Origin of the sequence: Streptomyces sp. DSM 15324, from assembly GCF_001514285.1 — a bacterium.
Lineage (GTDB): Bacteria > Actinomycetota > Actinomycetes > Streptomycetales > Streptomycetaceae > Streptomyces.
In genome coordinates this window covers 173,422-199,533 of the sequence record NZ_KQ949035.1, presented here as the reverse complement: position 1 = coordinate 199,533, position 26,112 = coordinate 173,422, and the positions used below count along the sequence as shown (strand labels likewise).

Annotated in this window: 16 protein-coding genes; 6 read left to right on the top strand and 10 right to left on the bottom strand. The window is 74.7% G+C overall.

Annotated elements, in window-relative coordinates:
- Positions 1–366: 366 nt before the first annotated feature.
- The gene (locus AQJ58_RS45740) at positions 367–711 is read right to left on the bottom strand and encodes a hypothetical protein (RefSeq protein ID WP_067257003.1); all 345 of its coding nucleotides are present in this window, start codon (positions 709–711) and stop codon (positions 367–369) included.
- 274 nt (positions 712–985) lie between these two features.
- Here AQJ58_RS45740 and AQJ58_RS33610 point away from each other — a divergent pair, with 274 nt between their 5' ends.
- The 4 genes from AQJ58_RS33610 to AQJ58_RS33595 all read left to right on the top strand — a co-directional run bounded on the left by AQJ58_RS33610 (position 986) and on the right by AQJ58_RS33595 (position 8,029).
- A complete protein-coding gene (locus tag AQJ58_RS33610) occupies positions 986–4,045 on the top strand; it encodes a SpoIIE family protein phosphatase (RefSeq protein ID WP_067256999.1) in 3,060 nt (1,019 codons plus the stop codon).
- Between the two features lie 58 nt (positions 4,046–4,103).
- Positions 4,104–5,756: a sugar ABC transporter ATP-binding protein gene (locus AQJ58_RS33605; RefSeq protein ID WP_067256998.1), complete on the top strand. Its 1,653-nt coding sequence runs from the start codon at positions 4,104–4,106 to the stop codon at positions 5,754–5,756.
- On the top strand, positions 5,753–6,790 hold the full coding sequence (locus AQJ58_RS33600) for an ABC transporter permease (protein WP_067256997.1): 1,038 nt from the start codon (positions 5,753–5,755) through the stop codon (positions 6,788–6,790). Before AQJ58_RS33605 ends, AQJ58_RS33600 begins: the two co-directional genes overlap by 4 nt.
- A 72-nt stretch (positions 6,791–6,862) precedes the next feature.
- The gene (locus AQJ58_RS33595; protein ID WP_067256996.1) at positions 6,863–8,029 is read left to right on the top strand and encodes a substrate-binding domain-containing protein; all 1,167 of its coding nucleotides are present in this window, start codon (positions 6,863–6,865) and stop codon (positions 8,027–8,029) included.
- Positions 8,030–8,032: 3 nt separating this feature from the next.
- On the opposite strand, the gene AQJ58_RS33590 is transcribed toward AQJ58_RS33595, so the two are convergent.
- From AQJ58_RS33590 to AQJ58_RS33570, 5 genes are all read right to left on the bottom strand, one after another.
- Positions 8,033–9,841, bottom strand: a complete 1,809-nt coding sequence (locus AQJ58_RS33590; protein ID WP_067256995.1) for a glycoside hydrolase family 15 protein — start codon at positions 9,839–9,841, stop codon at positions 8,033–8,035.
- A 169-nt stretch (positions 9,842–10,010) separates the two neighbouring features.
- Positions 10,011–10,226 carry a hypothetical protein gene (locus AQJ58_RS33585; RefSeq protein WP_420712200.1) on the bottom strand — a complete coding sequence of 72 codons (216 nt, stop codon included), beginning with the start codon at positions 10,224–10,226 and terminating at the stop codon, positions 10,011–10,013.
- 90 nt (positions 10,227–10,316) lie between these two features.
- Positions 10,317–11,564: a vWA domain-containing protein gene (locus AQJ58_RS33580; RefSeq protein ID WP_067256993.1), complete on the bottom strand. Its 1,248-nt coding sequence runs from the start codon at positions 11,562–11,564 to the stop codon at positions 10,317–10,319.
- Positions 11,565–11,578: 14 nt separating this feature from the next.
- A complete protein-coding gene (locus AQJ58_RS33575) occupies positions 11,579–12,829 on the bottom strand; it encodes an AAA family ATPase (protein ID WP_067256992.1) in 1,251 nt (416 codons plus the stop codon).
- 95 nt (positions 12,830–12,924) lie between these two features.
- Entirely contained in the window at positions 12,925–14,310 is a 1,386-nt protein-coding gene (locus AQJ58_RS33570) for a hypothetical protein (RefSeq protein ID WP_067256985.1), read from the bottom strand.
- Between the two features lie 265 nt (positions 14,311–14,575).
- Between AQJ58_RS33570 and AQJ58_RS33565 the strand changes: the two genes are divergently transcribed.
- Together AQJ58_RS33565 and AQJ58_RS33560 are read left to right on the top strand one after the other, a co-directional pair.
- A complete protein-coding gene (locus AQJ58_RS33565) occupies positions 14,576–17,290 on the top strand; it encodes an MGH1-like glycoside hydrolase domain-containing protein (protein WP_067256983.1) in 2,715 nt (904 codons plus the stop codon).
- Positions 17,287–18,768 (top strand): alpha-amylase family protein, encoded by a 1,482-nt coding sequence (locus tag AQJ58_RS33560; RefSeq protein WP_067256981.1) that lies wholly within the window; start codon positions 17,287–17,289, stop codon positions 18,766–18,768. The genes AQJ58_RS33565 and AQJ58_RS33560 overlap by 4 nt, the downstream gene beginning before the upstream one ends.
- Here the strand turns inward: AQJ58_RS33560 and AQJ58_RS33555 are convergent.
- The 4 genes from AQJ58_RS33555 to AQJ58_RS33540 all read right to left on the bottom strand — a co-directional run bounded on the left by AQJ58_RS33555 (position 18,728) and on the right by AQJ58_RS33540 (position 26,079).
- Positions 18,728–19,270, bottom strand: a complete 543-nt coding sequence (locus AQJ58_RS33555) for a DinB family protein (protein ID WP_067257153.1) — start codon at positions 19,268–19,270, stop codon at positions 18,728–18,730. The two genes, AQJ58_RS33560 and AQJ58_RS33555, sit on opposite strands and share 41 nt — an antisense overlap.
- 40 nt (positions 19,271–19,310) lie before the next feature.
- Positions 19,311–21,116 (bottom strand): hypothetical protein, encoded by a 1,806-nt coding sequence (locus tag AQJ58_RS33550; protein WP_067256980.1) that lies wholly within the window; start codon positions 21,114–21,116, stop codon positions 19,311–19,313.
- On the bottom strand, positions 21,113–24,802 hold the full coding sequence (locus AQJ58_RS33545; protein WP_079079402.1) for a vWA domain-containing protein: 3,690 nt from the start codon (positions 24,800–24,802) through the stop codon (positions 21,113–21,115). Before AQJ58_RS33545 ends, AQJ58_RS33550 begins: the two co-directional genes overlap by 4 nt.
- Positions 24,803–24,909: 107 nt before the next feature.
- On the bottom strand, positions 24,910–26,079 hold the full coding sequence (locus tag AQJ58_RS33540) for an ATP-binding protein (protein WP_067257147.1): 1,170 nt from the start codon (positions 26,077–26,079) through the stop codon (positions 24,910–24,912).
- Between the last annotated feature and the right edge of the window lie 33 nt (positions 26,080–26,112).

Below are 26,112 nucleotides of genomic sequence, written 5' to 3'. Positions count from 1 at the left end.
GGGCACTGGGCTCGCGGCCTCCGCGGCGGCTATGAAACGCGCCACATGACCAGGCAGTTGACGTACAGGTGGTCACCGCAGTGCGGGGAGAGCACCTCCGGCAGCGGTGCCGGGTCGGTGGTTTCGCCGCAGGACAGCAGCCGCGCGGCACGCGAGACGCGTCCGAGTGGGGGGCGAGCCCCCAGGGGCGCGTCGAGGTTCCGCTGACGCCGCTGCTGTAGGGAAGTTATTGAAGGTGCGCCCGCACATGCGGTTGGCTGGTTTTGACGCGTTGATGATCCGAAGTAGATCGCTGTGGAGGAAGGACCCTTCTCTACAGTCGCACTCCATCGAATCGACCTTCAAGGACACCGAGCCATCACGCCTCTAGATGCGCTCTCCCGCATCGGCTACCGGGGCCTGCTCCACGACGGCCGTACGGCATGCGAGGCCGTCACCGTCGGCGGCGCCCGCTTCGGCGCGGTGGCGGAACTGGGGCCCCGGTGACGAGGGGGTGCTGCTCGATCCGCCCACCGCGCTCGGGGTCCCCTGGCCGACACCGGGGCAGGCGGTGCACGCCCGCGACGTCCTCGCCGCGACGTCCTCGCCGCGAAGGCGGCGCTCGGGGCGACGCTCGGCGAGGGGGACGCGGTGCTGCTGCGCACGGGGCAGGTCCGCCGTCGTACGGAACGCGGACCGTGGGGCACCGGCGCGCTCAGCGCGGGCTTCCACAGGGGACTCCTGCTCGTCTTGGCGCCGCTGAACATCCCGACGGGCCCGGGTCGCCCGTCACCCCCGTCGCCGTTCTGTGACGACCGGCCGTCCGGACGTCACCGCACGTGAGGGGCGGGCGGAGGTCGTCGCGGACCAACGCGGGCGGCCCATGACTCACGCCGCTTATGTCCGTATGCTCTTCAATGTCGGATTAAATAGTTCTCCGGTCATCTGCGACCGGAGGGGGACGGGGCCACAGGGCGAGTGGACGCGGGCCCGAGTGAGGCGAGGCGTGTTTCGATCCGAAGGAGAGCAGGCCGCTGTGGGGCGTGCGACGCACGGCACGGGTCCCGCGCTGTTCCGTGAGCGGTTTCTGCAGGGCGAGTCCGTCGAGCGCGGCGTACGGCTCTCCATTCTGGACTCCTGGCAGCGCTGCCGGACCCTGGGACTCTCGCCGGACCGGTCCGACCTGCCCTTCCGGGACGACTTCGAGGCGGACGGCCGTATCGTCCGCGCGGCCGCGCCGGTGCTCGACCGGCTGGAGTCCCTGTTCTCCGGCAGCAAGATCAATATCTCCGTCGCCGACGCGAACGGGACGGTCCTGCTGCGCCGCTTCGGCGAGGCGTCCATGGCCCACGATCTTCCGGCGATCCAGCGCGTCCCGGGCTTCGTGTTCGCCGAGCGGGTCGCCGGCACCAACGGCATCGGTCTCGCCCTCGCCGAACGCCGGCTCATCCGGGTCTACGGCGCCGAGCACTTCGCCGAGCGCGCCCAGGCGAACGCGTGTGTCGCGCTGCCCGTGCGCGATCCGCTCAGCGGCGGCATCGAGGGCGTCCTGTGCTTCGGCTACCCGCGCGGCTTCGAGACCCCGGCGCTCAGCGGCGTGATCCGCAAGGCGGCCCGCGCCATGGAACGCCGGCTGCTGGGACAGAGCTCCGCGCGCGAACGCGCACTGCTGCGGGCGTACCTGGCCACCGAAGCCGACACCGAAGTCGATGCGGCCGACGGCCGTGAGGGGAGTGCGCCGCACCTGCGGCTGCGCCCCGGTGACCGGGCGCTGCTCATGGAGAAGGCCACCGAGCTGATCTCCCGCGCCCAGCGGGCCGCCGTGGACGTATCGCTGCCCGACGGGCGGCGGGTGACCCTCGTGAGCCGCCCGATGCGGAGCGCTTCAGGCGTGGAGGGCGTCGCCATCGAGGCGGTCCTGCCGGGCTCCACGCCCGGGGAACGCCTCGCGTCCAGGGAACCGCTCGTCGTACCGGGCCGGGGTGACGAGCGGCTGCCGGACCTCCCCGTCGGATTCCCCGTCGAGCCGGCCGTCGTCGCCGCCGTCTCGCGGCTCGACCGGCTCTCTCTCACGCCACCGGTGGGGCACACGCCGAACGGGCACGGCGGCGCAGCGGAGGACGACGCCACGGTCGACGGCGCAGGAGGCGAACGAGCGACAGTCAACGGCGCGGGAGCCGAAGGCGCAGTCGGTGCCGGAACCGCGGCTGTCTCCGTCACCGGAGCCGCAGCGGCAGGCATCACCGCCGACGGCGTCGCAGGCGTCGGGGCCGACGGCGTCGGCGTCGCGGGCGTCACCGCCGACGGCCTCGGTGCCGCCGCCAACGGTTCCCCCGAGCCGCCGCCCTCCGCCCGGGGGCTCGTCCTGGTCGGGGAGCCGCAGGTCGGCGCCTACGCCCTGGCGGCGCGCCGCAGGCTGGAACTGCTGTCCGAGGCCAGCGCCCGCATCGGCACCACCCTGGACGTCCGTCGCACCGCCGAGGAACTCGCCGAGACGGCCGTCCCCCGCCTGGCCGACTACGTCACCGTCGATCTGCCCGACGCCGTCCTGCGCGGCGAGGAGTCCACCGACCCGGTCGGCGACCTGCGCCGGACGGTGATCCACGGCCTCCGCGACGACCTGCCCTTCACCCCCGTCGGCAGGCGGACCGACTTCGGCCCGACCGCGCCCCAGCGGCGCGCGCTGACCGGCGGACAGGCGGTCCTGGAACCGGACCTGGCGAGCGCCGCGGGCTGGCTCGCCCAGGACCCCGAGCACACCGGGACCCTGCTCACCCAGGTGCACTCGCTCATCGCCGTCCCCCTGGTGGCACGCGGGGTCGTGCTGGGTGTCGTCAGCTTCTACCGCGCCCAGGAACCCGCCCCCTTCGGCGACGACGACCGCTCGCTGGCCCAGGAACTCGCCACCCGCGCCGCCCTCTCCATCGACAACGCGCGGCGCTACACCCATGAGCGCGCCATGGTCCTGGCCCTCCAGCGCCGGCTGCTCCCGCACGGGCTGCCCCACCAGGAGACCGTCGAGGTCGCCCACCGCTATCTGCCCGCCGAGGCCGACGTCGGCGGTGACTGGTACGACGTCATCCCGCTCTCCGGCGCGCGCATAGGCCTCCTGGTCGGCGACGTCGTCGGCCACGGCATGCTCTCCGCCGCCACCATGGGCCGGCTGCGCACCGCCGCCCGCAGCTTCGCCGAACTCGACCTCCCGCCCGACGAGGTCCTCGTCCACCTCGACAACCTCGTGGGCCGCCTCGACCGCGAGGCCCCCGAGGGGGAGGGCGAGGGCGTGGGCATCATCGGCGCGACCTGTCTGTACGCCGTCTACGACCCGACCTCGCAGCGCTGTGTGATGGCCCGAGCCGGACACCCGCCGCCCGCGCTGGTCCACCCCGACGGCGGTGTGACCTACCCGGACCTGCCCGCCGGACCGCCCCTCGGCCTCGGCGGACTGCCCTTCGACGCGGTCGAGATCGACCTGCCCGAGGACAGCCAGCTGGTCCTCTACACCGACGGTCTCATCGAGGACCGCCACCGTGACGTCGACCTGGTCCTCGACCAGCTGCGCGGGGCCCTCGCCCACCACCCCGAGCGCACCCCCGAGGACACCTGCCAGGCGATCCTGGACGCGGTGGCGCCCGCCCATCCGTGTGACGACATCGCCCTGCTGGTCGCCCGCACCCATGCCCTGGACCCCGGTCGGATCGCCACCTGGGAGCTGCCCGCCGACCCCGCCCGGGTCGGCGAGGTCCGTGCCGCGGCCATCAGACAACTGACCGACTGGGGACTCGACGAGGCCGCCTTCGCCGCCGAGCTGATCCTCAGCGAGCTGGTGACCAACGCCATCCGGCACGGCACCGGGCCCGTACGGGTACGGCTGCTGCACGACCGCTCCCTGATCTGCGAGGTCGCCGACTCCAGCAACACGGCCCCGCACCTGCGCCGGGCGGCCAGCACCGACGAGGGCGGGCGCGGCCTCTTCCTCGTCGCCCAGCTCTCCCGGACCTGGGGCACGCGCTATCTCCCGGAGGGCAAGGTCATCTGGGCCGAGTGCGGGCTCGACGGCGTCTGAGGCGCCCAGCCGAGTCGAATATCCGAAATGACATGAATGATCCCGATAGGATCGCCCCATGTGCGACGCTTCCGACCCGTCCGCCCCGGCGGCCGCGCCCCTCGCGTCGGAGCCCCTGGTCCGCATCCGCGGGCTCGGCAAACGGTTCGGCGGGACGCTCGCGCTGGCCGGGGTCGACCTGGACGTCCACGCGGGCAGCGTCCTCGCCCTCCTCGGGCCCAACGGCGCCGGGAAGTCCACCCTCATCAAGATCCTCGCCGGCGTCCACCACGCGGACGCGGGACGGATCACGGTGGACGGGCACCCCCTCGGCAGCCAGGCCGCCGCCCGCCGTATGTCGTTCATCCACCAGGACCTCGGTCTCGTGGACTGGATGACGGTCGCCGAGAACATCGCCCTGAGCACCGGCTATCCACGCCGCGCCGGACTGGTCTCCTGGCGTCGCACCCGCGAGCGGTGCGCCGACGCCCTGGACACCGTCGCCGCCCACGTCGACCCCGACACCCCGGTCGCCCGGCTGGCGCCCACCGAACGGTCCCTGGTCGCCATCGCCCGGGCGCTCGCGGCCCGCGCCCGGCTGATCGTCCTGGACGAGCCGACCGCCCGCCTGCCCGCCCCGGACTGCGCCCGGCTCTTCGGCGTCCTGCACGCCCTGCGCGACCGCGGACACGCCGTCCTCTACGTCAGCCACCGCCTCGACGAGGTCTACGAGGTCGCCGACACCTTCGCCGTCCTGCGCGACGGCCACCTCGTCGGTCACGGCCTGCTGGCGGAGCACGGCCCCGCCCGCCTGGTGCATGACATCGTGGGCCCCCAGCCGGCCGCTCCAGGGACCGAACAGCCGGCCACCCATGCCCCGGAGCGGGGCCCCCGCCCCGAGGAGCCCCCGCCCACGGCCCACGGCCCAGGTCCCGGCGGCCCGGCCCCCGCATCCACCCCCACCCCTACCCCCACGCCCACCCCCGCGCTCCTCACCCTCGAAGCCGTACGGGTCACCGGCGCCGGCCCGGTCGACCTCGCTCTGCGGGCCGGGGAGGCCCTCGCGCTGGTCGGTCTCTCCGGTGCCGGGCACCTCGAACTCGGCCGGGCTCTCGCCGGGGCCCGCCCGCCCCTGGCCGGGCAGGCACGGCTCGACGGGCGGCCGTACCGCCCCCGCACGGTCGCCGACGCCGTACGGCAGGGCGTCGGCTTCGTGCCCGGCGACCGGCTGCGCGAGGCCTGCCTCGCCGACCTGACCGTGCGCGAGAACCTCTTCGCCAACCCCGCCACCGGACGCCGCCCCGCACCCCGCTGGCTCGGCCCGCGCCGGGAACGCGCCGAGGCCGCCGCCCTCGTCGAGCGGTTCGCGGTGCGCCCCCACGACACCGAGGCGCCTCTCGCCACCCTGTCCGGGGGGAACCAGCAGAAAGTCGTGATCGGCCGCTGGCTGAGCGCGGACCTGCGGCTGCTGATCCTGGAGGAGCCGACCGCGAGCGTCGACATCGGCGCCAAGGCCGCCGTCCACCGCCTGCTCGACGAGGCGCTGGCCGCGGGCCTCGCGGTCCTGCTGATCTCCACCGACTTCGACGAGGTCGTCAGTGTGTGCCGACGCGCCCTCGTCCTCGTCCGGGGCGCCGTGACGGCCGAGCTGAGCGGCGCGGCCCTCACCGCCGCCGCGCTGACCCGCGCCGCCTCCGCCGTGCCCCCGCCCCGGACGGACCCGGGCCGGTGACGGCCCCCACCCCGCCCCGGCCCCGCCGACCGGGCGGGCACCTCGTCGGCGCCTACGGCCTGCTCGCCCTCACCGCCCTGCTCGTCCTGGTCTTCTCCCTCGCCCTGCCCCGCACCTTCCCGACCCTCGACACCCTCGACTCGATCCTGTCCTCCCAGTCGATCCCGGCGATCCTCGCCCTCGCCGCCACGATCCCGATCGTGACCGGCGCGTTCGACCTCTCCCTCGGCTATGCCCTCGGGCTCGCCCACGTCATGGCGATGGAGCTGATCGTGAACGAGGGCTGGCCCTGGCCGCTCGCCGCGCTCGCGGTGATCGCGGGCGGGGCCGCCGTGGGCGTGCTCAACGGGGTGATCGTCGAATACGGGCGGATCGACTCCTTCATCGCCACCCTCGGCACCGGCAGCATGCTCTACGCCCTGACCGGCTGGGTCACCGACGGCGGCCGGATCGTCCCCGGCCCCCAGGGCCTCCCGCCGGCCTTCACCGACCTCTACGACTCCACGTTCCTCGGCCTCCCGGTCCCCGCCTTCTACGTCCTCGCCCTCACCGCCGCGCTGTGGCTGGTCCTGGAACGGCTGCCCCTCGGCCGGTACCTGTACGTCGTCGGCTCCAACCCCCGCGCCGCCGACCTCCTCGGCATCCCCACCCGCAAGTACACCGTGTACGCCTTCACCGCGTCGGGCCTGATCGTCGGCATCGCCGGGGTGCTGCTCGCGGCCCAGCAGCAGATCGGCAACCCCAGCGTCGGCCTGGACTACCTGCTGCCCGCCTTCGCCGGGGCCCTCCTCGGCGCCACCGCGATCAAGCCCGGCCGGCCCAACGCCCTCGGCACCCTGGTCGCCGTCACCGTCCTCGCCGTCGGCCTCACCGGCATCGGACAGCTCGGCGCCGACTTCTGGACGGTCCCGCTGTTCTACGGCGGCACCCTGCTCCTCGCCGTCGGCCTCGCCGGTTACGCCGGCCGCCGCCGACTGAGCGGCGGTGTGGGCGCAGCCCGCGACGCACCGCCCGACCCCGAACCCTCCCCGTAGTTCCCCACCCGGCCCCGGGGCCTCACCTGGCCCCCCTGTTCTCCGTCCGTCCCTCTCCCGCGAGGAGTACCCGTGCACGGCAACCGCAGAGCCACCCCCGGCGCCCGTACCGCCCGGACCGGCTCCTGTGCCCTGCTGCTGGCGGCGGTCACCGCCCTCGCCGGCTGTCAGCGCGGCTCCTCGGACACCTCGGGGGACACTCCCACCGGCCCCAACGGCTGCCGCGCCGTCCACGCCGCCGCGCAGGCCTCGGTCCTGCGGGCCGAGCAGACCGACGTGCCCTGGGACGGGCCGACCACCGGACCGCGGGCCGTGCCCCGCAAGACCCTCGTCTACGTCGCCCAGACCATGACCAACCCCGGCGTCGCGGGCGTCGCGAAAGGCGTGCGGGAGGCCGCGCGGGTCATCGGCTGGAACGTCCGGGTCATCGACGGCGGCGGCACTCCCGCCGGCCTCCAGTCGGCGATGAGCGAGGCCGTCGCCCTCAGACCCTCCGGCATCGTCATCGGCGGCTTCGACCCGAACTCGACCTCGGAACAGGTGGCGCGGGCCAACCGGGCCGGCATCCCGCTCATCGGCTGGCACGCCCTGGCCGCCCCCGGCCCCAGCCGTCGGCCCGAGCTGTTCACCAATGTCACCACCCATGTCGAGGAGGTGGCCGAGATCAGCGCGCGCTGGATCATCGCCCACTCGCAGGGCCGCGCCGGGGTCGTCCTGATCACCGACGCCTCGATCCCCTTCGCCAGGAACAAGTCCGAGCTGATCAGGAAGGAACTCGCCACCTGCCCGGGGGTCAGCCTCCTCGCCTACCCCAACATCCCCATCCCGGACGCCGGCAGCCGCACCCCCCGCGAGATCTCCTCCCTCCTCGCCCGCTTCGGCGCCCGGTGGACCCACTCCGTCGCCATCAACGACCTGTACTTCGCCGACGCGGCCCCCGCCTTCCGCGCCGCGGGGAAGAAGGGAGCCGGGCCGCCGTACAACATCGGCGCGGGCGACGGCGACCCCTCCGCCTTCCAGCGCATCAACAGCCGCCAGTACCAGGCCGCCACCGTGCCGGAACCGCTGTCCCTCCAGGGCTGGCAGATCGTCGACGAGTTCAACCGCGCCTTCTCCGGGGCGCCCGCCAGCGGCTACACGGCACCCGTCCACATCGCCACCGCCGACAACAGCGCCGGCACCACCTCCTGGGACCCGACGGGCTACCGGCAGGCGTACCGCACCATCTGGGGGAAGTAGGCGTCAGCCCAGGGCCCGGTCCAGGGTGAAGGCCGCGCTGATCAGGGCCAGATGGGTGAACGCCTGAGGGAAGTTCCCCTGCTGCTCACCCGTCTGGCTGATCTCCTCGGCGAAGAGGCCCAGGTGGTTGGCGTAGGTCAGCATCTTCTCGAACGCCAGTCGTGCCTCGTCCAGCCGCCCGGCCTGCACCAGCGCCTCGACGTACCAGAACGAGCAGATGGAGAACGTGCCCTCGTCGCCGCGCAGCCCGTCGGGGCTGGCCACCGGGTCGTAGCGGTAGACCAGGGAGTCGGAGACCAGGTCCTCGGTGAGCGCGTCCAGCGTCGAGAGCCACTTGGGGTCGGTCGGCGCGATGAACTTGGTCAGCGGCATCATCAGGACCGCCGCGTCCAGCACGTCCCCGTCCTCGTGCTGGACGAACGCCCGCCGCCGCGCCGACCAGCCACGGGTGTGGATGCGCCGGTAGATGGTGTCGCGGGCCTTCTGCCAGCGGGGCAGGTCGGCGGGCAGTCCGCGCCGGTTCGCCATCCGGATCGCCCGTTCGAGCGCCACCCAGCACATCAGCCGCGAGTACAGGAAGTTCTTGCGGCCGCCCCGGGTCTCCCACACGCCCTCGTCCGGCTGGTCCCAGTGGGCGCACACCCAGTCGACCAGGGCGCACACGTCGTCCCACTGGTCGCTGGAGACCGGTCGCGCCCACTTGTCGTACAGATACACCGAGTCGATCAGCGCGCCGTAGATGTCCAGCTGGAGCTGGTCCGCGGCGGCATTGCCGACCCGTACCGGGGCCGATCCCTGATGGCCCTCCAGGTGCGTGAGCTCGGTCTCGGACAGGTCGGTGCGCCCGTCGATGCCGTACATGATCTGCAAAGGCCCGGAGGGCTTGCCGTCGCCCGGGGTGATGTGCCGGGTCACGAACTCCATGAAGGCCCCGGCCTCGTCCGAGAACCCCAGCCGCAGTAGGGCGTACACACAGAACGCGGCGTCGCGCACCCAGACGTAGCGGTAGTCCCAGTTGCGCTCGCCGCCCAGCTGCTCGGGCAGGCTCGTGGTCGGCGCGGCCACGATCGCCCCCGTGGGCGCGTAGGTGAGCAGTTTCAGGGTGAGCGCGGAGCGGTGCACCATCTCCCGCCAGCGGCCCCGGTACCGGGATGCGGACAGCCAGCGCCGCCAGTACGTCACCGTCGCCGCGAACTGCTCCTCGGCCTCCGTGCGCGCGCACCGGCGCGGGTTGACCTCGCCGCCCACCTGGTCGAGGGCGAACACCGCCGACTCGCCCTCCGCCAGTTTGAAGTCCGCCCGCACGTCCGGCCCGTCGCACTCCAGGGGCACCGTCGAGGTCAGGGAGAGCGCCAGCTTCTCGGACTCGAACACCGCCATGCCCTCGACCAGGCGGACGGTGTGCGCACTGGCGCCGTAGTCGAACCGGGGCGCCACCCGGGTACGGAACGGCAGCGCGCCGCGCACACACAGCACCCGCCGGATCAGCCGGTGCCGCTCGACCTCGGCGGACCCGCCGGTCACCGGCATGAAGTCCTGCACCTCACCCACCCCGTCCCCGGTGAAGAACCGGGTGATCAGGACGTTGGTGTCGGGGAAGTAGAACTGCTTCGTACGGGCCGCCACCGCCGCCGCCAGCTCGAACGAGCCGCCCCGCCGGGCGTCCAGGACCGACCCGAACACGCTCGGCGAGTCGAACGCGGGACAGCAGTACCAGTCGATCGTGCCGTCCGTCCCCACCAGGGCCACACTGCGCAGATCACCGATCAGCCCGTGCTCGGCGATCGGCAGATAGCCGTCGGCATCGGCCATGACAGCCTCCCTGTCCCGACCCGCTCCGGCGAGGCTTCCAGCCTAGGCGGGATCGGCCGCCACGTCCTCGGCAGCCGGTCGCCCAGGGCGTCAACGGAGGGGCTCGCCGATCCGGTCGGGGTCCTGGTCCCGGCCGCGGTAGCGGTCCTGGTCCAGGTCCCCGCCCGTGTCACACCCGGTGCGGTGCGAACAACTCCAGGTGACCGCAGGCACGGCAGCGATAGGCGTCTGTCCGGAAGCGGGGCCGGCCCAGGCGCTTGGCCCCGCCGAAGATCCCTCGCTGGAGCGGCCCGGGAATCCACCGCGCGTAGCCCCGGGAGTGGTCCCCCGCGTCCTCGACGAACCCCGGCTCCAGCTCGAACCCCTGGCACTGCGTGCATCTCATCTCCATGGCCGCACAGTAGGTGCAGCCGGAGCGGGCCGGTGAGCCCCCCGCGCCGACGGCCCGTCACCGTTCATCCGTCGTCGTCCACGCTCACCCGATGTCCACCACCCGTGCCCAGTCGGGCGGCGCGTCGGGCACGTAGTCGGGGTCGCTCTCCCGCCAGGCGCCGCCCCCGGGCCGGGAGAAGAGCCCCACGACCGTACGGCACGCCGGACGCGCCTCGGGCCACGGCGTCTGACCGTCCGTCAGCACCACGATCACATCCGGCCTGGGCCGCGTCCGCAGCGCCCTCGCGAAGCCCGTGCGCAGATCCGTACCCCCGCCGCCCATCAGCGCGATCCCCTCGCCCCGGCAGAGCGAGTGCGCGAACGGGGCGTCCGCGTCGCACGGCAGTACGGTGACCAGGTCCCGCCGCCCGCCCACCGCACGACAGATCGCGGCGACCTCCAACAGCGCGCTGCCCAGTTCGGCGTCGCTGACCGACCTCGACGTGTCGATGATCACGGACACCCGGGGCGGACGCCGCCGCAGGCTCGGCAGGACGACTCCGGGCACCCCGGACGAGCGCCGCGACGGCCTCCCGTACGAGTAGTCCTCGCCCCCGCCTGCGCCCGACGCGGCCGAACGGACCGCCGCGCCCAGCAGCTCCCGCCAGGGCTGCGGCGGATGGAACGCCTCCTCGGCCCACCGCCGCCACCGCTGCGGCGCGTTCCCCGGACGGCCCTTGATGCCCTGCGCCACCCGGAAGCGGACGGCGTCCCGTTCCTGCTCGCTCAGCCCGTGCGTGCCCTCGGGGCCGAGGTCCCACTCCCGCGCCAGCCCGTCGGCACCGCTGCCGCAGTCCAGCCAGGCCAGGTCCTGGGTGCGTGCCCCCAGGGTGAAACACCGCAGGTAGTCCTCCATCAGCATGCCCTCGGTCAGCCCCAGGAACTCCGGGTCGACGGCGCCCGACGGCCGGACCAGCCCGTCGCCGTAGACGTCGTCGTTGATCTCGCAGTCCGCCGCGATGTTCATCCGCAGCCGTTCCCCGGGCCCGGTCAGTCCGCGTTCCCGGGCCACCCGGTCGCTGCGCCCGTGATGGTCGCGCAGCAGGTGCGAGACCTCGTGCACCCAGACCGCCGCCAGTTCCTCCACCGGCATCCGCGCCACGAACGCGGGCGAGACATAGCACCGCCAGTGGGGGTCGACGCCCATCGTCGGAACCTGCCGGGACTCGACGACCTGCAGGGCGAAGAGCGCGGTGGCCAGGTAGGGACGGGCCCGCGCGGCCTGCAGCCGGGCGCTGAACAGCTTGTCGCGGTCCAGGGGCGCCGCGTCGTCCGCATCCCGGTCCTTCATCCGCCGTGTCCCCTTCATGCCTTCGCCTGGGCCGCCGCCCGTGCCGCCGCCCGGTCCGCCCGCCGGGACAGCGAGACGACCCCGGCGAGCTGTTCGATCGAGGCCGGCACCTGCCACTCCTGGCAGCGCAGCGCCGCGAGGCTCGTCGCCGGGACCACCACCAGGTCCGGTGCCCCCGTCTCCACCGCTCGCACCATCAGGGCCCAGGCCGCGTCCCAGCGGGACTTGTCGGGACGCTCCCGGACGGCGGCCACCACCCCGTCGAGCACGGCCTGCCGGAGGTCCCCGCGCTCGGGCAGCTCGGCACTCGCCGGATCGGCGAGCAGCGTCTCGGGGTCCGGCAGGTCCAGCCGGTCCAGGCTCGCGAGCAGCTCCAGCCCCGGACCGTCCCCCACCGTGCCCCGGACCAGCAGGGAGAGCACGTCCCGCGAAGAACCGGCAGATGTCACGAAGGCGATCAGATGCAGGGTCATCTCCCAGCTCCGGGGCGACGGCCACGGTCCGCCCCGGCGCGTCTCGCCACTGGGCAGCCGGTGGACGAGCGGCGGCCGCGCGGTGAGGAACGCGCACACCGCCCGGCGGGCGTACGCCACGGCCTGCGGCAGCTTCTCCGGGTCGAACCGGGGCAGGGTCGCCCGTGGCCAGGTCCCGCCGAGGCCCCGTACGACGACCTCGTGGTCGTGGTGCCACGGGAGGTGCACGAACCGGTTGGCCAGCGGAGGGCTCAGTTCCCAGCCGTCGGCCGCGGAGGCCCGCGGGTTGGCGGCGGCCACGATCCGCACGCCCGGCGGGAGCCGCAGGGCGCCGATCCGCCGCTCCAGCACCAGCCGGAGCAGCGCTGCCTGGACGGCCGGCGGGGCCGTGGACAGCTCGTCGAGGAACAGCAGCCCCCGGCCGGCCCGCACCAGCCGTACCGCCCAGTCCGGCGGGGCCAGCGGGACCCCCTGCTCGGCGGGGTCGTCCCCGACGACGGGCAGTCCCGAGAAGTCGGAGGGTTCGTGCACGCTCGCGATGACCGTGGTCAGCGGCAGATCCAGGGTGGCGGCGAGCTGGGTCAGGGCGGCGGTCTTGCCGATCCCCGGCTCGCCCCAGAGCAGCACGGGCAGATCGGCCGCCACGGCGAGGGCGAGGGCCTCCAGCTGGATGTCGGGGCGTGGTTCGGTGCCGGCCTCGCGCAGCAGGGCCAGGAGGTCCGCGGCCACGTCGAGCCGGGAGCCGTGGGCCGGGTCGGCGGACGATGCGGCGAAGGGGGTGTTCGTGGGCATGCGTGTGATCACCTCTGGTTCGGGTCGAGCCGAGTGGGAGAAGGAGAAGAGAGCGGGGAGAAGAAGCAGGAAGGGGGAGGGGAAGGGGCTTCCGGTCAGCGAAGGGTGCCGTGACGGGGATGCCACCGCAGGTCCGGCGGACGCCGGTCCCGCGGGGGGACAGGGGTGGGCACGGCCCCCGTGAGACCCGCCCGGAACAGCCCGTAGGTGATCCGGCGGTGCGCGGCCTCCTCCAGGGCGTCCCGCAGCGCGCCGTCCCGCAGCGGCGCCTCGGGGCCGAGGAGGTCCTCGACCACGGCGAGCGCACCGGCGATGTCCCCGTGGGCCAGGCGCTCGCGGACGCCGTCGAGACAGTCGGGGTGCCGGTGTGCCCGGTCGACGGCCTGGAGACAGGGCAGGGGCGTGCCGGTCAGCGCGGCCAGCAGTTCCTCGCGCCGGATCTCGTCCGGGTCGTGGTCCAGCGCGGCCAGTACGCCGTCGACGAGCCCGATGCGGTGCCGGGCGCCCCGGCACTCCACGAGCCGCGCCCGCCCCGCCGGATCGTGGCTCCGCGGCGCGGACCCGCGCGGACGATCCGGGACGAGCGCCGCCGCGACCAGGGGATGCAGCAGGTCGGCGTCGATCGCACCGGTGCGCAGCAGCTCCAGGTCGGGGAGGACCCAGGTGGCCGCGTCGGGCAGGACCGGCAGCGCGGAGACAGCACCGCCGGTGGGCGCGCCGGTGATCCGCGGCGCGGTCGGCCCGCCACCGGGCTCGCGCACCGCCGGTTCCAGGGCCAGCCGGCGCCGCCCGCCGAGCCGTACGAGCACCGTGCCCGTCCCGTCCGGCCGCCCCTCGGCGGCGAGCAGCAGCCGCGCCTCGTCGGCCCAACGGCCCACGGCGCAGCCGAACCCGGGTGGCACCAGCGCGGGGTCCACCCCGGGCTCGGGTCCCGCGCCCAGCACCCGCGCACCCAGCTCACCGGCCCGCTCCGCATCCCACAGATGCCGGTGCAGGTCGAGCCGGAAGCGCCGGTCGGGGCAGGGATGCGGATGGTGCCGGGCACGGTCCGCCGGACGGGAGTCCCACACCGCGAGGCTCATCCGCTGCCCGGCGTCCGCCCAGGCCGGCGCCGTCCGCACCACGAGATGCACCGGGCGCGCACCGCCGGGCCCGCCGGGGTCGTACCGGGCCAGGGTGAGGGTCAGCGACGGGCGGAGCAGTCCGTCGGGCGCGATCCTCGGCATGTGCCAGCGCAGCAGGTCGGGAGCGAGCCGGCGCAGGTCCGCGCGGACCCGGGCGGCCAGCGGACGGCCGTGGGCCCGTGCCACGGAGCGCAGGGTGAAGTCGACGTCGACCCCGGCGGCGGCACAGGCCCCCGCCCAGTCACCGGCCAGCCGACGGGCGGTCGCCGTCTCGATCATGGAGGGCGGGACGGCGAACTCGCGCACGCGCCGCCAGAGGGAAAGCCGGGAATCCCGGTTCGCGGTGTCGGTGGGCATCAGCACTCACCTTGCGCGGACGGGTCCCCCAATCTCTGAGCAGAGGAAGTGGTCATCGCGATGAGCGTACGGACCGTAGCCACGGCCCGCCACACCATTTATGACGGCCCGCCGCACTACTTATGACGGCCCGCCACACCGTTTCGGTACGACCCGTGTCCCCCGTTCGGCCCACCCGGACTCACCGACGGCCTCCGAGTCATTGCGGCCGGGGCCGAGCCGCCCGACTGTGGAGGCAGGTGCAGGTGAGCGAGGAGGACGGGCGATGACGGACGCCGAGGAACCGGTGGACGCCGAGCGGCGGCGGCTCGCGGAGGCCGACGCCGGCGTGGCGCCCTGGCGGCGCTGGGGCCCGTACCTGAGCGAGCGGCAGTGGGGGACGGTCCGCGAGGACTACAGCGCGGACGGCGACGCGTGGTCGTACTTCACCCATGACCAGGCCCGCTCCCGCGCCTACCGCTGGGGCGAGGACGGCATCGCGGGGGTCAGCGACGACAAGCAGCTGCTGTGCTTCGCGCTGGCCCTGTGGAACGGCCGCGACCCCATCCTCAAGGAACGCATGTTCGGCCTGACCAACGCCGAGGGCAATCACGGCGAGGACGTCAAGGAGTACTGGTTCCACCTCGACAACACGCCCACCCACTCGTACATGAAGTACCTCTACAAGTACCCGCAGAACGCCTTCCCCTACGCCGACCTCGTCGACACCAACCGGGCGCGTGGCCGGCGCGACCTCGAGTACGAGCTGCTCGACACCGGCGTCTTCGACGAGGACCGCTACTTCGACGTGTTCGTCGAGTACGCCAAGGCCGGCCCGGAGGATCTGCTGGTCGAGATCACCGCGCACAACCGGGGCCCCGACGAGGCCACCCTGCACCTGCTGCCGACCCTCTGGTTCCGGCACACCTGGTCCTGGGCCGGCGGCACCGCCGTCCCCGCCCTGCGCGCGACCGACGGCGCCGTCCGCGCCGACCATCGTGACCTGGGCCCGCGCTGGCTCCACCATCAGGGGGGCGAGCCGCTCTTCACCGACAACGAGACCGACGACGAGCGGATCTTCGGCAGCCGGAACACCACCCCGTACGTCAAGGACGGCATCGGCCGCCGCGTCGTCCACGGTGACACCGCCGCCGTCAACCCGGCCCGCACCGGTACCAAGGCCGCCGTCCACCACGTCCTCACCGTCCCCGGCGGCCGGAGCGCCACGGTCCGCCTGCGCCTGGCCGACACCGAACTGCCCGCTCCCTGGGGCGACTTCACCCAGGTCATGGATACGCGCCGCACCGAGGCCGACGCCTTCTACGACGCCCTGACCCCCGAGGGCATGGGCGACGACGAGCGCCGCATGGTCCGCCAGGCGCTCGCCGGAATGCTGTGGTCCAAGCAGTACTACCACCTGGACGTCGAGCGCTGGCTCGCCGAACACGGGGTCGACCCCCTCGCCGCCGACCCCCGGATCCGCAACAGCGGCTGGTACCACATGGTCCACGACGAGATCATGTCGATGCCGGACACCTGGGAGTACCCCTGGTTCGCGGCCTGGGACCTCGCCTTCCACACCCTCGCCCTCGCCATGGTCGACATCGCCTTCGCCAAGGACCAGCTCGCCCTGCTGCTGCGCCGCCTCTCGCTGCACCCCAACGGCCAGATCCCGGCGTACGAATGGAACTTCGGGGACGTCAACCCGCCGGTGCACGCCTGGGCCGTCCTCTTCGTGTACGAACTGGAGAAGCGCCGCACCGGCCGCGGTGACCGCGCCTTCCTGGAGAACGCCTTCCAGAAGCTGATGAAGAACTTCACCTGGTGGCTCAACCGCAAGGACACCGACGGCAACAACGTCTTCCAGGGCGGCTTCCTCGGCCTCGACAACATCGGCGTCTTCGACCGCAGCGCGCCCCTGCCCACCGGCGGTCACCTCGACCAGGCCGACGGCACCGCCTGGATGGCGCTCTACTGCCAGAACCTCCTCGACATCGCCATCGAACTCGCCGTCGACAACCCGGTCTACGTCGAACAGGCGCAGATGCTCTTCGAGCACTTCGCGTGGATCGCCGTCGCCATGAACCGCATGGGCCCGGACAACGCCAGCCTCTGGGACGAGGAGGACGGTTTCTTCTACGACGTGCTGCGCCTGCCCGACGGCAGCGCCACCCCGCTGAAGGTGCGGTCCCTGGTCGGATTGGTACCGCTGGCGGCGACCAGCGTGATCGGCGGCCGGGCCGATCGCGCTTTCCCCGAACTCGTCGCAGGAGCACAGGAGTTCATCCGTCGGCACCCGGCCGTGGAAGCGGTCGTCGAGCAGCACGACCTCGGGTCCGGAGCCGACGGCCGCTACCTGTTCGCGCTGTTCGGCGAGGACCGGCTGCGCCGCGTCCTGTCCCGGATGCTCGACGAGGACGAGTTCCTCGGCCCCTACGGCATCCGCTCCCTCTCCCGCCACCACGCCGAGCACCCGTACACCTTCGAGGTGCACGGGCAGACGTACGGCGTCGGCTATCTGCCCGCCGAGTCCGACTCCGGCATGTTCGGCGGCAACTCCAACTGGCGCGGCCCGGTGTGGTTCCCCGTCAACGTCCTGATCATCCGCGCCCTGCTGAACCTGCACGTCTACCACGGCCCCGCCTTCACCGTGGAGTGCCCGACCGGATCCGGCCGGTCGCTGAACCTCTACGAGGTCGCCCGCGAGATCTCCGACCGGCTCACCGCCACCTTCCTGCGCGACGCCGACGGTCACCGCCCGGTGCACGGCGCCCAGGCCAAGTTCGCCAAGGACCCGCACTGGAAGGACCTGATCCTGTTCCACGAGTACTTCCACGGCGACGACGGCTCGGGCCTCGGCGCCTCCCACCAGACCGGCTGGACCGGACTGGTCGCGGCCATCGCCACCCTGTTCCACACCATCGACGCCGACGACTGGCGGGACGGCGGCCGCACCTCGCTCGAACCCGCGCCGGGCGACCGTGGGGAGCCGCTGTCGTGACCGTGATCCATGAGATCAACACCCTGGTGTGGCTCGACGAACTGGGCCGGCGTCTCGGCCGCCGCGTCACCCTGGGCGAGGTACCCGGCGAGGTCTGGGACGCGGTCGCGCGGCCCGGTGTCGACACGGTCTGGCTGATGGGCGTCTGGGAGCGCAGCCCGGCCGGCCTCGGGATCGCGCTGCGCGACGAGCACCTCCTGGAGTCGTTCCGCGAGGCCCTGCCCGACCTCACCGAGGCGGACATCGCCGGATCCCCCTACTGCGTACGCGACTACGTCGTCGATCCGTCCCTCGGCGGCCCCGGGGGCCTGGCCGAGGCCCGCGCCCAACTGGCCCGTCGGGGACTGAGACTGATCCTCGATCACGTGCCCAACCACGTGGCCCCCGACCACCCCTGGCTCGCCGCCCACCCCGAACGCCTGATCCGGGGCACGGCGGAGGACCTGGCCCGTGACCCCGGCGGGTATCTGGAGCGGGAGGGACGCGTGTTCGCCCGGGGCCGCGACCCCTATTTCCCGCCCTGGCCGGACGTCGTGCAACTCAACGCCTTCAGCGCGGAGTTGCGCCAGGCCACGGTGGACACGCTCGTCGCCATCGGCGACCAGGCGGACGGCGTGCGCTGCGACATGGCGATGCTGATGACGAACGACGTGTTCGCCAAGACCTGGGGCGAGGGAGCGGGACCCACGCCCGCCGAGGACTTCTGGCCCCACGTCCTTCCCCGGGTGCGCGCCCGCCACCCCGACCTGCTCCTCGTCGCGGAGGCGTACTGGGACCTCGAAGGGGCCCTCCAGCAGCAGGGCTTCGACCACTGCTACGACAAACGGCTCTACGACCGGCTCGCCCACGAGGGCGCCGGGCCGGTCCGCGCTCATCTGGCCGCCGACCTCGCCTTTCAGCGAGGCCTGGTCCGCTTCCTGGAGAACCACGACGAACCGCGCGCCGCCACCGCCCTGCCCGGCGGCCGGGGACGCGCGGCGGCCGTCACCGTGGCGACCCTGCCCGGCGCCACCCTCTGGCACGAAGGCCAGTTCGAGGGGCGCACCGTGCGGCTCCCCGTGTTCCTGCGCCGGGCGCCCGAGGAACCGGCCGACGCCTCGCTCCGGGACTTCTACGCCCGGCTGCTGCCCGCCGCCGCCCGCGCCCGCCGCGGCGAGTGGCGGCAGCTCACCCCGATCGGCTGGCCCGACAACGACACCCACACCCGGCTGCTCGCCTGGACCTGGACCGCCCCCGACGCCCGCCACCTGGTCGTCGTCAACCACTGCGACAGCCCGTCCCAGGCGAGGATCCCCCTCACCTGGGACGGACTGCGCGGGCACACCCACCGACTGACCGACCTGCTCACCACCCAGTCCTACGACCGCGAGGGCGCGGAACTGACCGACCCGGGCCTCTTCGTCGCCCTGGAGCCCTGGCAGGCCCACCTCTTCGAGGTCAGCCCATGCTCTTCGCCCCGTCCAGGGACTCCCGGATGATGTCGGCGTGACCGGCGTGCTGGGCCGTCTCGGCGATGATGTGGATCAGCACCCGGCGCGCCGACCGACGGCCGCCCGGCTCGAACCACGGCGCCTTCGGCAGCGGGTGTTCCAGGTCCAGGCTGGGCAGGGAGACGACCAGCTCGTCCGTCCGGCGGGCCACCTCCTCGTACTCCTTCAGCACGCCCGCCAGCGTCTCGCCCGGCAGCATCCGGAACTCGTCGGCCCGCCGGGCGAAGTCCGCCTCGGTCATCGCGTCGAAGTCACCCAGCGCTGACGGGCCCTCGACGATGAAGTCGGCCCAGGCGCGCTCCGTCGAGGTCACATGCTTGATCAGCCCGCCCAGACACAGTTCGCTGGCCGTCGTCCGCTGCCCGGCCTGCTCGTCCGTGAGGTCACGGGTGGGGAAGCGCAGGAAGTGCCGGGCGGCGGCCAGCTCCTTCAGCAGGTCGGCGCGCTCGCCGGTGGCGGCCTGGGCGGGGGTGGCGGTGGAGTCGCTCATGGTCCTCTTCTCCCGTGTGGTTCCGCGGTCGAGTACCACGTTAGGAGCCATCCAGGTCAGATCCTGACCTAAAGCCCCACGCCGTCGCGCACAAGTCCCGCTCCACCTCTCCCGTGTAGCAGGCCGCCGCCAGCCACGCCCGGGCGAAGCGCGGCGTGTCGGCCGGGAGGAGCCGGCCGAACGCGTCCCGCGTACGGTCCGCCGCCGTCGCGTGCAGCTCGTCGAGCACGGCCGCGCCGGTGGCGAACCCGCTGCGGCGCAGCCGTGCCGGATCGCCCGCCGCACCCCCCGGGAAGGCCAGCACCCGGCGCCCCCCGGACACCGCCTGGTGCACCCGGCGCCGCAGCAGGTGGAGCGGGGCCTCGTCCGGCACGGGAGCGGCGGCGGGCGGCACGGCCGACGCGGGCAGATCGGCCCGCTGGAGACGGTCCAGACCGAGATCGACCCGCACGCCCGGCCGGGACGGGTGCTCGGCGGCCAGCAGCAGGACCCGGGGGAGCGGCCCGGGCGCCAGCCGCGCGATCACCCGCAGCCTGCTGCCGAGGGCCGCCGCCAGCAGCCGCAGGTTCTCCCGATGGGGGAGCGCCGGATCGTCGTGCGCCGCGACCAGCCGCAGCGCCAGCCCCTCGCAGTCCGCCAGCAGACAGTCACCCGATGCCTCCCGGACCGTGCCGACGAGCGTGACGTCGAGGAACAGCAGGTCATGCGGCCCGCCGTCGAGGGCCCGGCGCACCTGCTCGGCCACGGGCACCGCCCACAGCCGCTCCAGCGGCTCCCCGCGCCAGTCCGCGCCGGACGCCCGGACCGCCCGTACCCCCGCCCCCGCGCCCAGGCGTCCGGACGGCGACACCGTGGCGCCGGACACGGCGAGCCCGGCGCGCGACAGCTCGCGGTGGGTCAGGGCCGTGTCCCCGATCCGCACGGTCCGGTCGGCGGCGCCGGTGGCCCGGCCGGCACCGCCCGGCGCCACGTCGGACACGGTGTACAGACGCCCCTCCGCGTCCGCCGTCCAGGTGACCGCGCCCGCGTAGCCGGTCGCCGTCAGCACCGGTTCGGAGAAGAGCCCGTACAGCCGCAGCGAACCGTCCGGCGTGTACGGCTGCCGTACCGTCCCGCGCAGCTCCGCCAGCTCGGCTCCCGCCGCACCCGGCAACCGGTGCGCCACCCCCAGGACCGTCCGCAGCGCCTCCACCAGGTCGGGCAGCCGGTAGGCCGGGTCCGCGGAGCGCGCCGCACGCACCCCGGTCACCACCGTGACCGCCGCCGAGGCGGCCCGGGGGAGCCCGGCGAGCCGCGCGGTGTGCGCGGCCCGCAGCAGCTCCGCCTGGAGCACGGCCCCGGCCCCGTCCGTACCGGCCTCGAGCACGGCGGCCGCCGCCTCGAAGACGGCGCGGGCGGCGCCGAGCTGCTGGGCGGAGGGACCCTCGGGCTCCGGTTCCGGTACGGGTTCCGGCACCGGGGATGACGGCTGCCGCGGGGACTCACCGGCCACCGCCCGGCCCGCCGCCGGTGTCCGCGGCCCGCCGTCCTCGTCGGCCCCCGCGGGGATGCCGTCGGCCACCGGCGCCGCCGAGACCGCCGCCGCGCGGTGCAGACAGTCCGGGGCGAGCAGACACCCGCAGCGGACGGCGTCCGCGCTCGTCACCACGGAACCCGGGGCGTGCAGTTCGAGATCCGTGTCGTCGTCGATCGCGATCCGCACGGTGTCCCCGTCGCGGACGACGGGACGCCCCGCCAGCTTGGCGACGCCCGCGTCCAGCCGCTTGCGCAGCCGGGGCGACAGCGCCTCCACGAGTTCGGCGGTCACGGCCGGGACGACCGCGGGCAGCTGCCCACTCGTGCTCATGCGATCTTCTCCCCTACCCAGCGGGCCAGTTCGAGCGGACTGAGGGCGGCCACGGGCATGCCCGCCGAGACGAGCTGACCCGCGACCCCCGTGGAGTAACGCGGCCGGCCGGAGTCGTCGAGGCTGGCGCAGCCCAGGACATGACAGCCGGCGCCGACCAGGGCGCGGACCTCGGCGAGCAGCCCGCCGAGCGGATACCCCTCCTCGAAGTCGCTGACGACCACGACGAGGGTGCGCGAGGGCACGCTGACCAGTTCGCGCGCGTGCCGCAGACCCGCCGCGATGTGCGTGCCCCCGCCGACGCTCACCTCCAGCAGCAGCGACAGCGGGTCCTCGACATGCCCGGTGAGATCCATGACCTCCGTGGAGAAGGCCAGGAAGTGCGTGGACAGGGTCGGCACCCCGGCCAGCACCGACGCCGTGAGCGCCGCCCACACCGTGGAGGCCTCCATGGACCCCGACACGTCCGTGACGAGGATCAGCCGCCAGTCGGCGGCCCGGCGCGCCCGGGTACGGAACACCGGGTGCTCCGGGACGACCCGGACCGTGCCGTCCGGGCCGCGCCGGGCGGTCGCGAGGTTGGCCCGCAGCGTGCGGGGCAGGTCCAGCCCGCCGCCCGGCCGCCGGCTGGGCCGGGGCAGGACCGTCCCGTGCAGTGCGGGCCGCAGCCGGGTGGCCAGCTCCCGGGTGAGCGCGTCCACCAGCCGACGGACGAGCGGCCGCAGCGCGTCCAGCCGTGCCTCGGGCAGCCCGCCCGCATGGCTCAGCACCGTGCGCAGCAGCTCGACCGACGGCCGCACGGCGGCCGCGTCCAGCTCCGTCAGCACGTCCTTGCGGCCCTCCGCGGCGGCCGCCGCCAGCACCTCCTCCCGGATACCCGGTCCGAACAGCGCCGCCAGCTCCTCCGACCACTCCCGCACCCCGGGATACGGCACCTCCCGGCCGCCGCCGGCCCCCGCCCCCGTCAGGTCCCCCCGGCTGCCCTCGCCGCGCCCGCTGCCGTACAGCTCGTCGAGCGCGGTCGCGAGCGGTGCGGCGGCGGCGGAGAGCCGCTCCTTGCGCCGGCCCAGGACGAGCCGCCAGCGGTCGGCGGGGGCGAGCCGCCGCTCCTCGGCCGGGGACGGCGCCTGGTCTTGAACTTGTTCTTTGTCTTTACCGTCGACTTCATCCCGGTCTCGGTCCGGGGCGACCGGTGACGTGCCGGTGCCGGCCGGCTCGGTGCCGGGGGCGGGGTGGGGCAGCAGGCCGAGGGAGCGCAGGGCGGTGTGCGCCGCCAGGTCGGCCTGGGCCCAGGCGGCCAGCGCGGCCGGGTCCACCCCGCCGGTGTCGGCCACCCGGTCGGTGCCGAGGCGTTCCTCCACGGCCGACAGCAGCCGCTCCCGGGCCGCCGGGCTCAGCGTGTCGAAACCGCCCCGCAGCGCCGGGAGCCGCTCCAGGAACGCGCGGTCGGGCAGCTCCGCCACCCGGCCCAGCAGCGGATCCAGGGCGTCGGCCGCGGCCTCCAGCAACGGCCCCGCGGCCGTCAGCAGCCCCGTCAGCCGGGCGGTCAGAGCGGACCGGGCGTCGGCGTCCACGGCACCGTCGACCCAGGAGGCCACCCGGTCCCCGAACGCCCGCGCGTCCTCCTGCCCGAGCAGCACCCGTACGGCCCCGGCGGCGCCGCGCATCAGCGGCGAGCCCCCGGCGGCCAGCCGGGCGAGGGCGTCGGCGAGCCGGATCCCGCCCAGCAGGTCCGCGCGATGGGCCAGTTCGAGCAGGGCGTGCGCGTCGGCCGCCTCCTCGGAGCCGGTCAGACCGTCCACCTGCCGCACCGCGGCGGACGTCAGCAGTTCGGCCACGGCCGCCGCCCGCGCCGTACGGCGGCCGTCGGCGCCGAGCCCGGCCACGTGACCGGAGCGGACCCGGTCCAGCAGGGCCAGCCCGGCGAGCAGTTCGGGCAGCGTGCCGGCCTGCGGCAGGGTCTCGGCGAGGTCGTCGAGCCGTTCGTCCGCCAGCGCCGGCAGACCGCACTCCGCGGCCCGCGCCAGCCCTTCGAGCACCTGGGCGCCGGTCGACCCGCCCTCGTCCCGCTCCGCGCGTCGCCGCTCCCGCAGCACTCCCTCGGCGGCCTGGGCGGCGGTCACCCCGCGCACCCCGGCCGCGGTCAGCATGGCCGCGGTGGCCGGCGTCCAGCGCACCTCCCAGCGTGAGGTCAGCGCCTCGGCACCGCCCGCGCCGGCGACCTCCTTCGCCTCCCCGTACGGCACACCGCACACCGCCAGCCGACGCAGCAGCAGCTCCCGGCGCCGGTCCAGGTCGGACCGCAGCGGGTCCAGACGCAGGTCCTTGGCGGCCGTGGCCGTGCCGTTCCCCGGTCCGGGCAGGCCCAGCTCGGCGACCTCGGCCTCCACCGCCGGCACGAGCCCGCTGCGCGGGGCCCCGGGCGCGGGACGCCCGGTGCGGGTGCCGACCAGCACCCGCTCCATCGCGCGTGCCACGGCCCGGCCCCGTCCGTACGGCTCCCCCTGGGCGAGCACCGTCTGCACCGCCTCGACCAGCTCGCCACGGCCCGCCGCCGGGAGTCCGCGCAGCCGGGCCAGGTCCGAGGCGAGCCGGGTGATCTCCCGGGCGTCGGCGGGCCCGGACGGATGCCCGAGTCCGCGCAGCTCCGCGCACACCCGCACGGCCGCCCGCGTCAGCGCCTCCTCCAGCGCGGCGGGCTCTCCGCCCGCCCGCAGCACCAGGTCCTGCCACTCCGGGTCCCGGATACCGGCCGGATACCCGGAGCGCTCGTCCAGGAGGGCGTAGGTGTAGGGGATGAGCGAGGTGGTCCAGGTGCTCGAAGGGTTGCCTGCGGGGGAGAGGCGGTCACCGGAGGCATCGGTTCCGCAGGCGTCGGCGTCCGGGGCGCCGGAGGCCGCTTCCTCCCCGGCCGCCGGCTCCGTCAGCGCCGGGGCGTGGAAGGCGCCGACGACCACCGCCGCCCGCCGGCCGCCCGCCGTGGCCTCGGCGATCCGGGCCCGCATCCACCGCTCCCGCCGCAGATCCAGCTCCGGCACCCCGCCCGCAGCGGCCGCGTCCTCGCGCAGCGCCCAGCCCGTCAGCAGAGCAGCCCTGCGCAGCGCTTCCGGCGGTGACCCCGGGGCGGTCGCCTCGACGAGCCGGTCCCACAGATCGTCCCCGGGGCGCCCCGTGAGCCGGGACCGCAGCGCGGAGGTGAGCCCCAGGGACGACTCCCCGGAGGCCGAGCCGGCCCGCCCCTCGCCCCACGCCCGGTGCGCGAGCGGCAGGTCGCAGGCGACGAGGGGCACGCCGCGCCGGGCCGCCCACCGCACGGCCGCCAGCTCGGGCGAGAAGTCGGCGAACGGATAGAACGCCGGCCCGGCGCCGCCCCGGCCGTCCCCGGGCGCGGCGGCGAGGGCGACCGGCGCCCGCGTCTCCTCGTGCCCGAGCCAGGGCAGCCACTCCTGCATCTCGGCCGGCAGCTCGACGAGCACCACGTCCGGCCCCGCCGCGTCCAGCAGCGCGGGCACGGCCGCGGCGAGGGAGGGCGCGTGATGCCGCACACCGATGAGGAAGGGCGCGCCGTGACGGGTGAGCGCGGCGAGCGCCCGCTCGGGGGCGACGACGGCCCTGCCGCGCGAGTGGGGCCCGCCGGCCACGGCCGGGGCGGCTGCCCCCGCGGGTGCGGCGGGGCCGCCTGCCATGGCCGCGGCGACCGGCTCGGCCGAGGCGGCCCCGTGCTGCGACGAGCCGGGGCCGCACGAGATTGCCGTGGTGCGGGGCGCGACCCCGTGGGAGTGGGACACGGTCGTCAGCCCTCCAGGACCGTGCGCAGGTCCCACAGGGTCCGCCAGGTCGCGGAGCCCTGCTCGGCGCGGCGCCGTACGGGGCCGTCCCAGTAGCCGCGCAGCCGGGCCGCGTCCGCCGGGTCGTCCTTGCGGACCACCCCGAGCAGATGTCCCGGCAGCAGACCGAGCACATCACGGTCGCCGGGGAAGTACGCCGCGGCCAGCCCCAGCGCTCCCGCCACCGACACCGCCTCCGCGGTGCTCATCACGGTGGACGGCCGCTCCACCTCCCAGCCCTCCGCCGACCGGCCCTCCCGCAGGTCCCGGAACGCGGTGACCAGCGCCTCCAGCACCGCGTCGTCGACCTGGAACGACGCCCCGGCCCGCTCCACCGAGGCCCGTGCCTGGCTGCGCACCAGCGCGGTCTCCGCGTCCAGGTCGGGGATCGGGCCGACCGTCTCGAAGTTGAAGCGGCGCTTGAGGGCCGCGGACATCTCGGAGACGCCCTTGTCCCGCAGGTTGGCGGTGGCGATGAGGTTGAAGCCGGGTGCCGAGTGCGCCAACGCGTCGTCCGTGCCCGCCAGCTCGGGCACCGCGATCCGCCGCTCCGACAGCAGCGACACCAGCGAGTCCTGCACCTCCGGCAGACACCGGGTGACCTCCTCGACCCGGGCGATGCCGCCCCGGCGCATGGCGGTCAGCACCGGCGAGGGCACCAGCGCCTGCGGGCTGGGCCCCTGCGCCAGCAACAGGGCGTAGTTCCAGCCGTACTTGAGCTGGTCCTCGGTGGTGCCGGCGGTGCCCTGCACGACCAGTCCGCTGGTCCCGCACACCGCGGCCGACAGCAGCTCGGACAGCATCGACTTGGCGGTGCCGGGCTCGCCGACGAGCAGCAGGCCCCGCTCCCCGGCGAGCGTGACCACACACCGCTCGACCAGAGCACGGTCGCCGACGAACTTGCCCTCCACCACCAGCCGGCGCGGCACCCCCTCGGGCGCCTCCGCGCCGTCGGGCAGCTTCAGGGCCCGGCCGTCGCTGCCCATGACGAAGGTGACGACCGCGCGCGGGGTGAGCCGCCAGGCGGGCGGGCGCGGACCGGCGTCGTACGCGGCGAGGAAGGCCAGCTCGACGGCGTACCGCTCCTCCGGCGGCACGATCTGGCGGGCGGTGTCGGGGGACAGGGTGGTGGTCATCGCGGTGCGTTCTTCCAGGTGGGGCGGGACGGT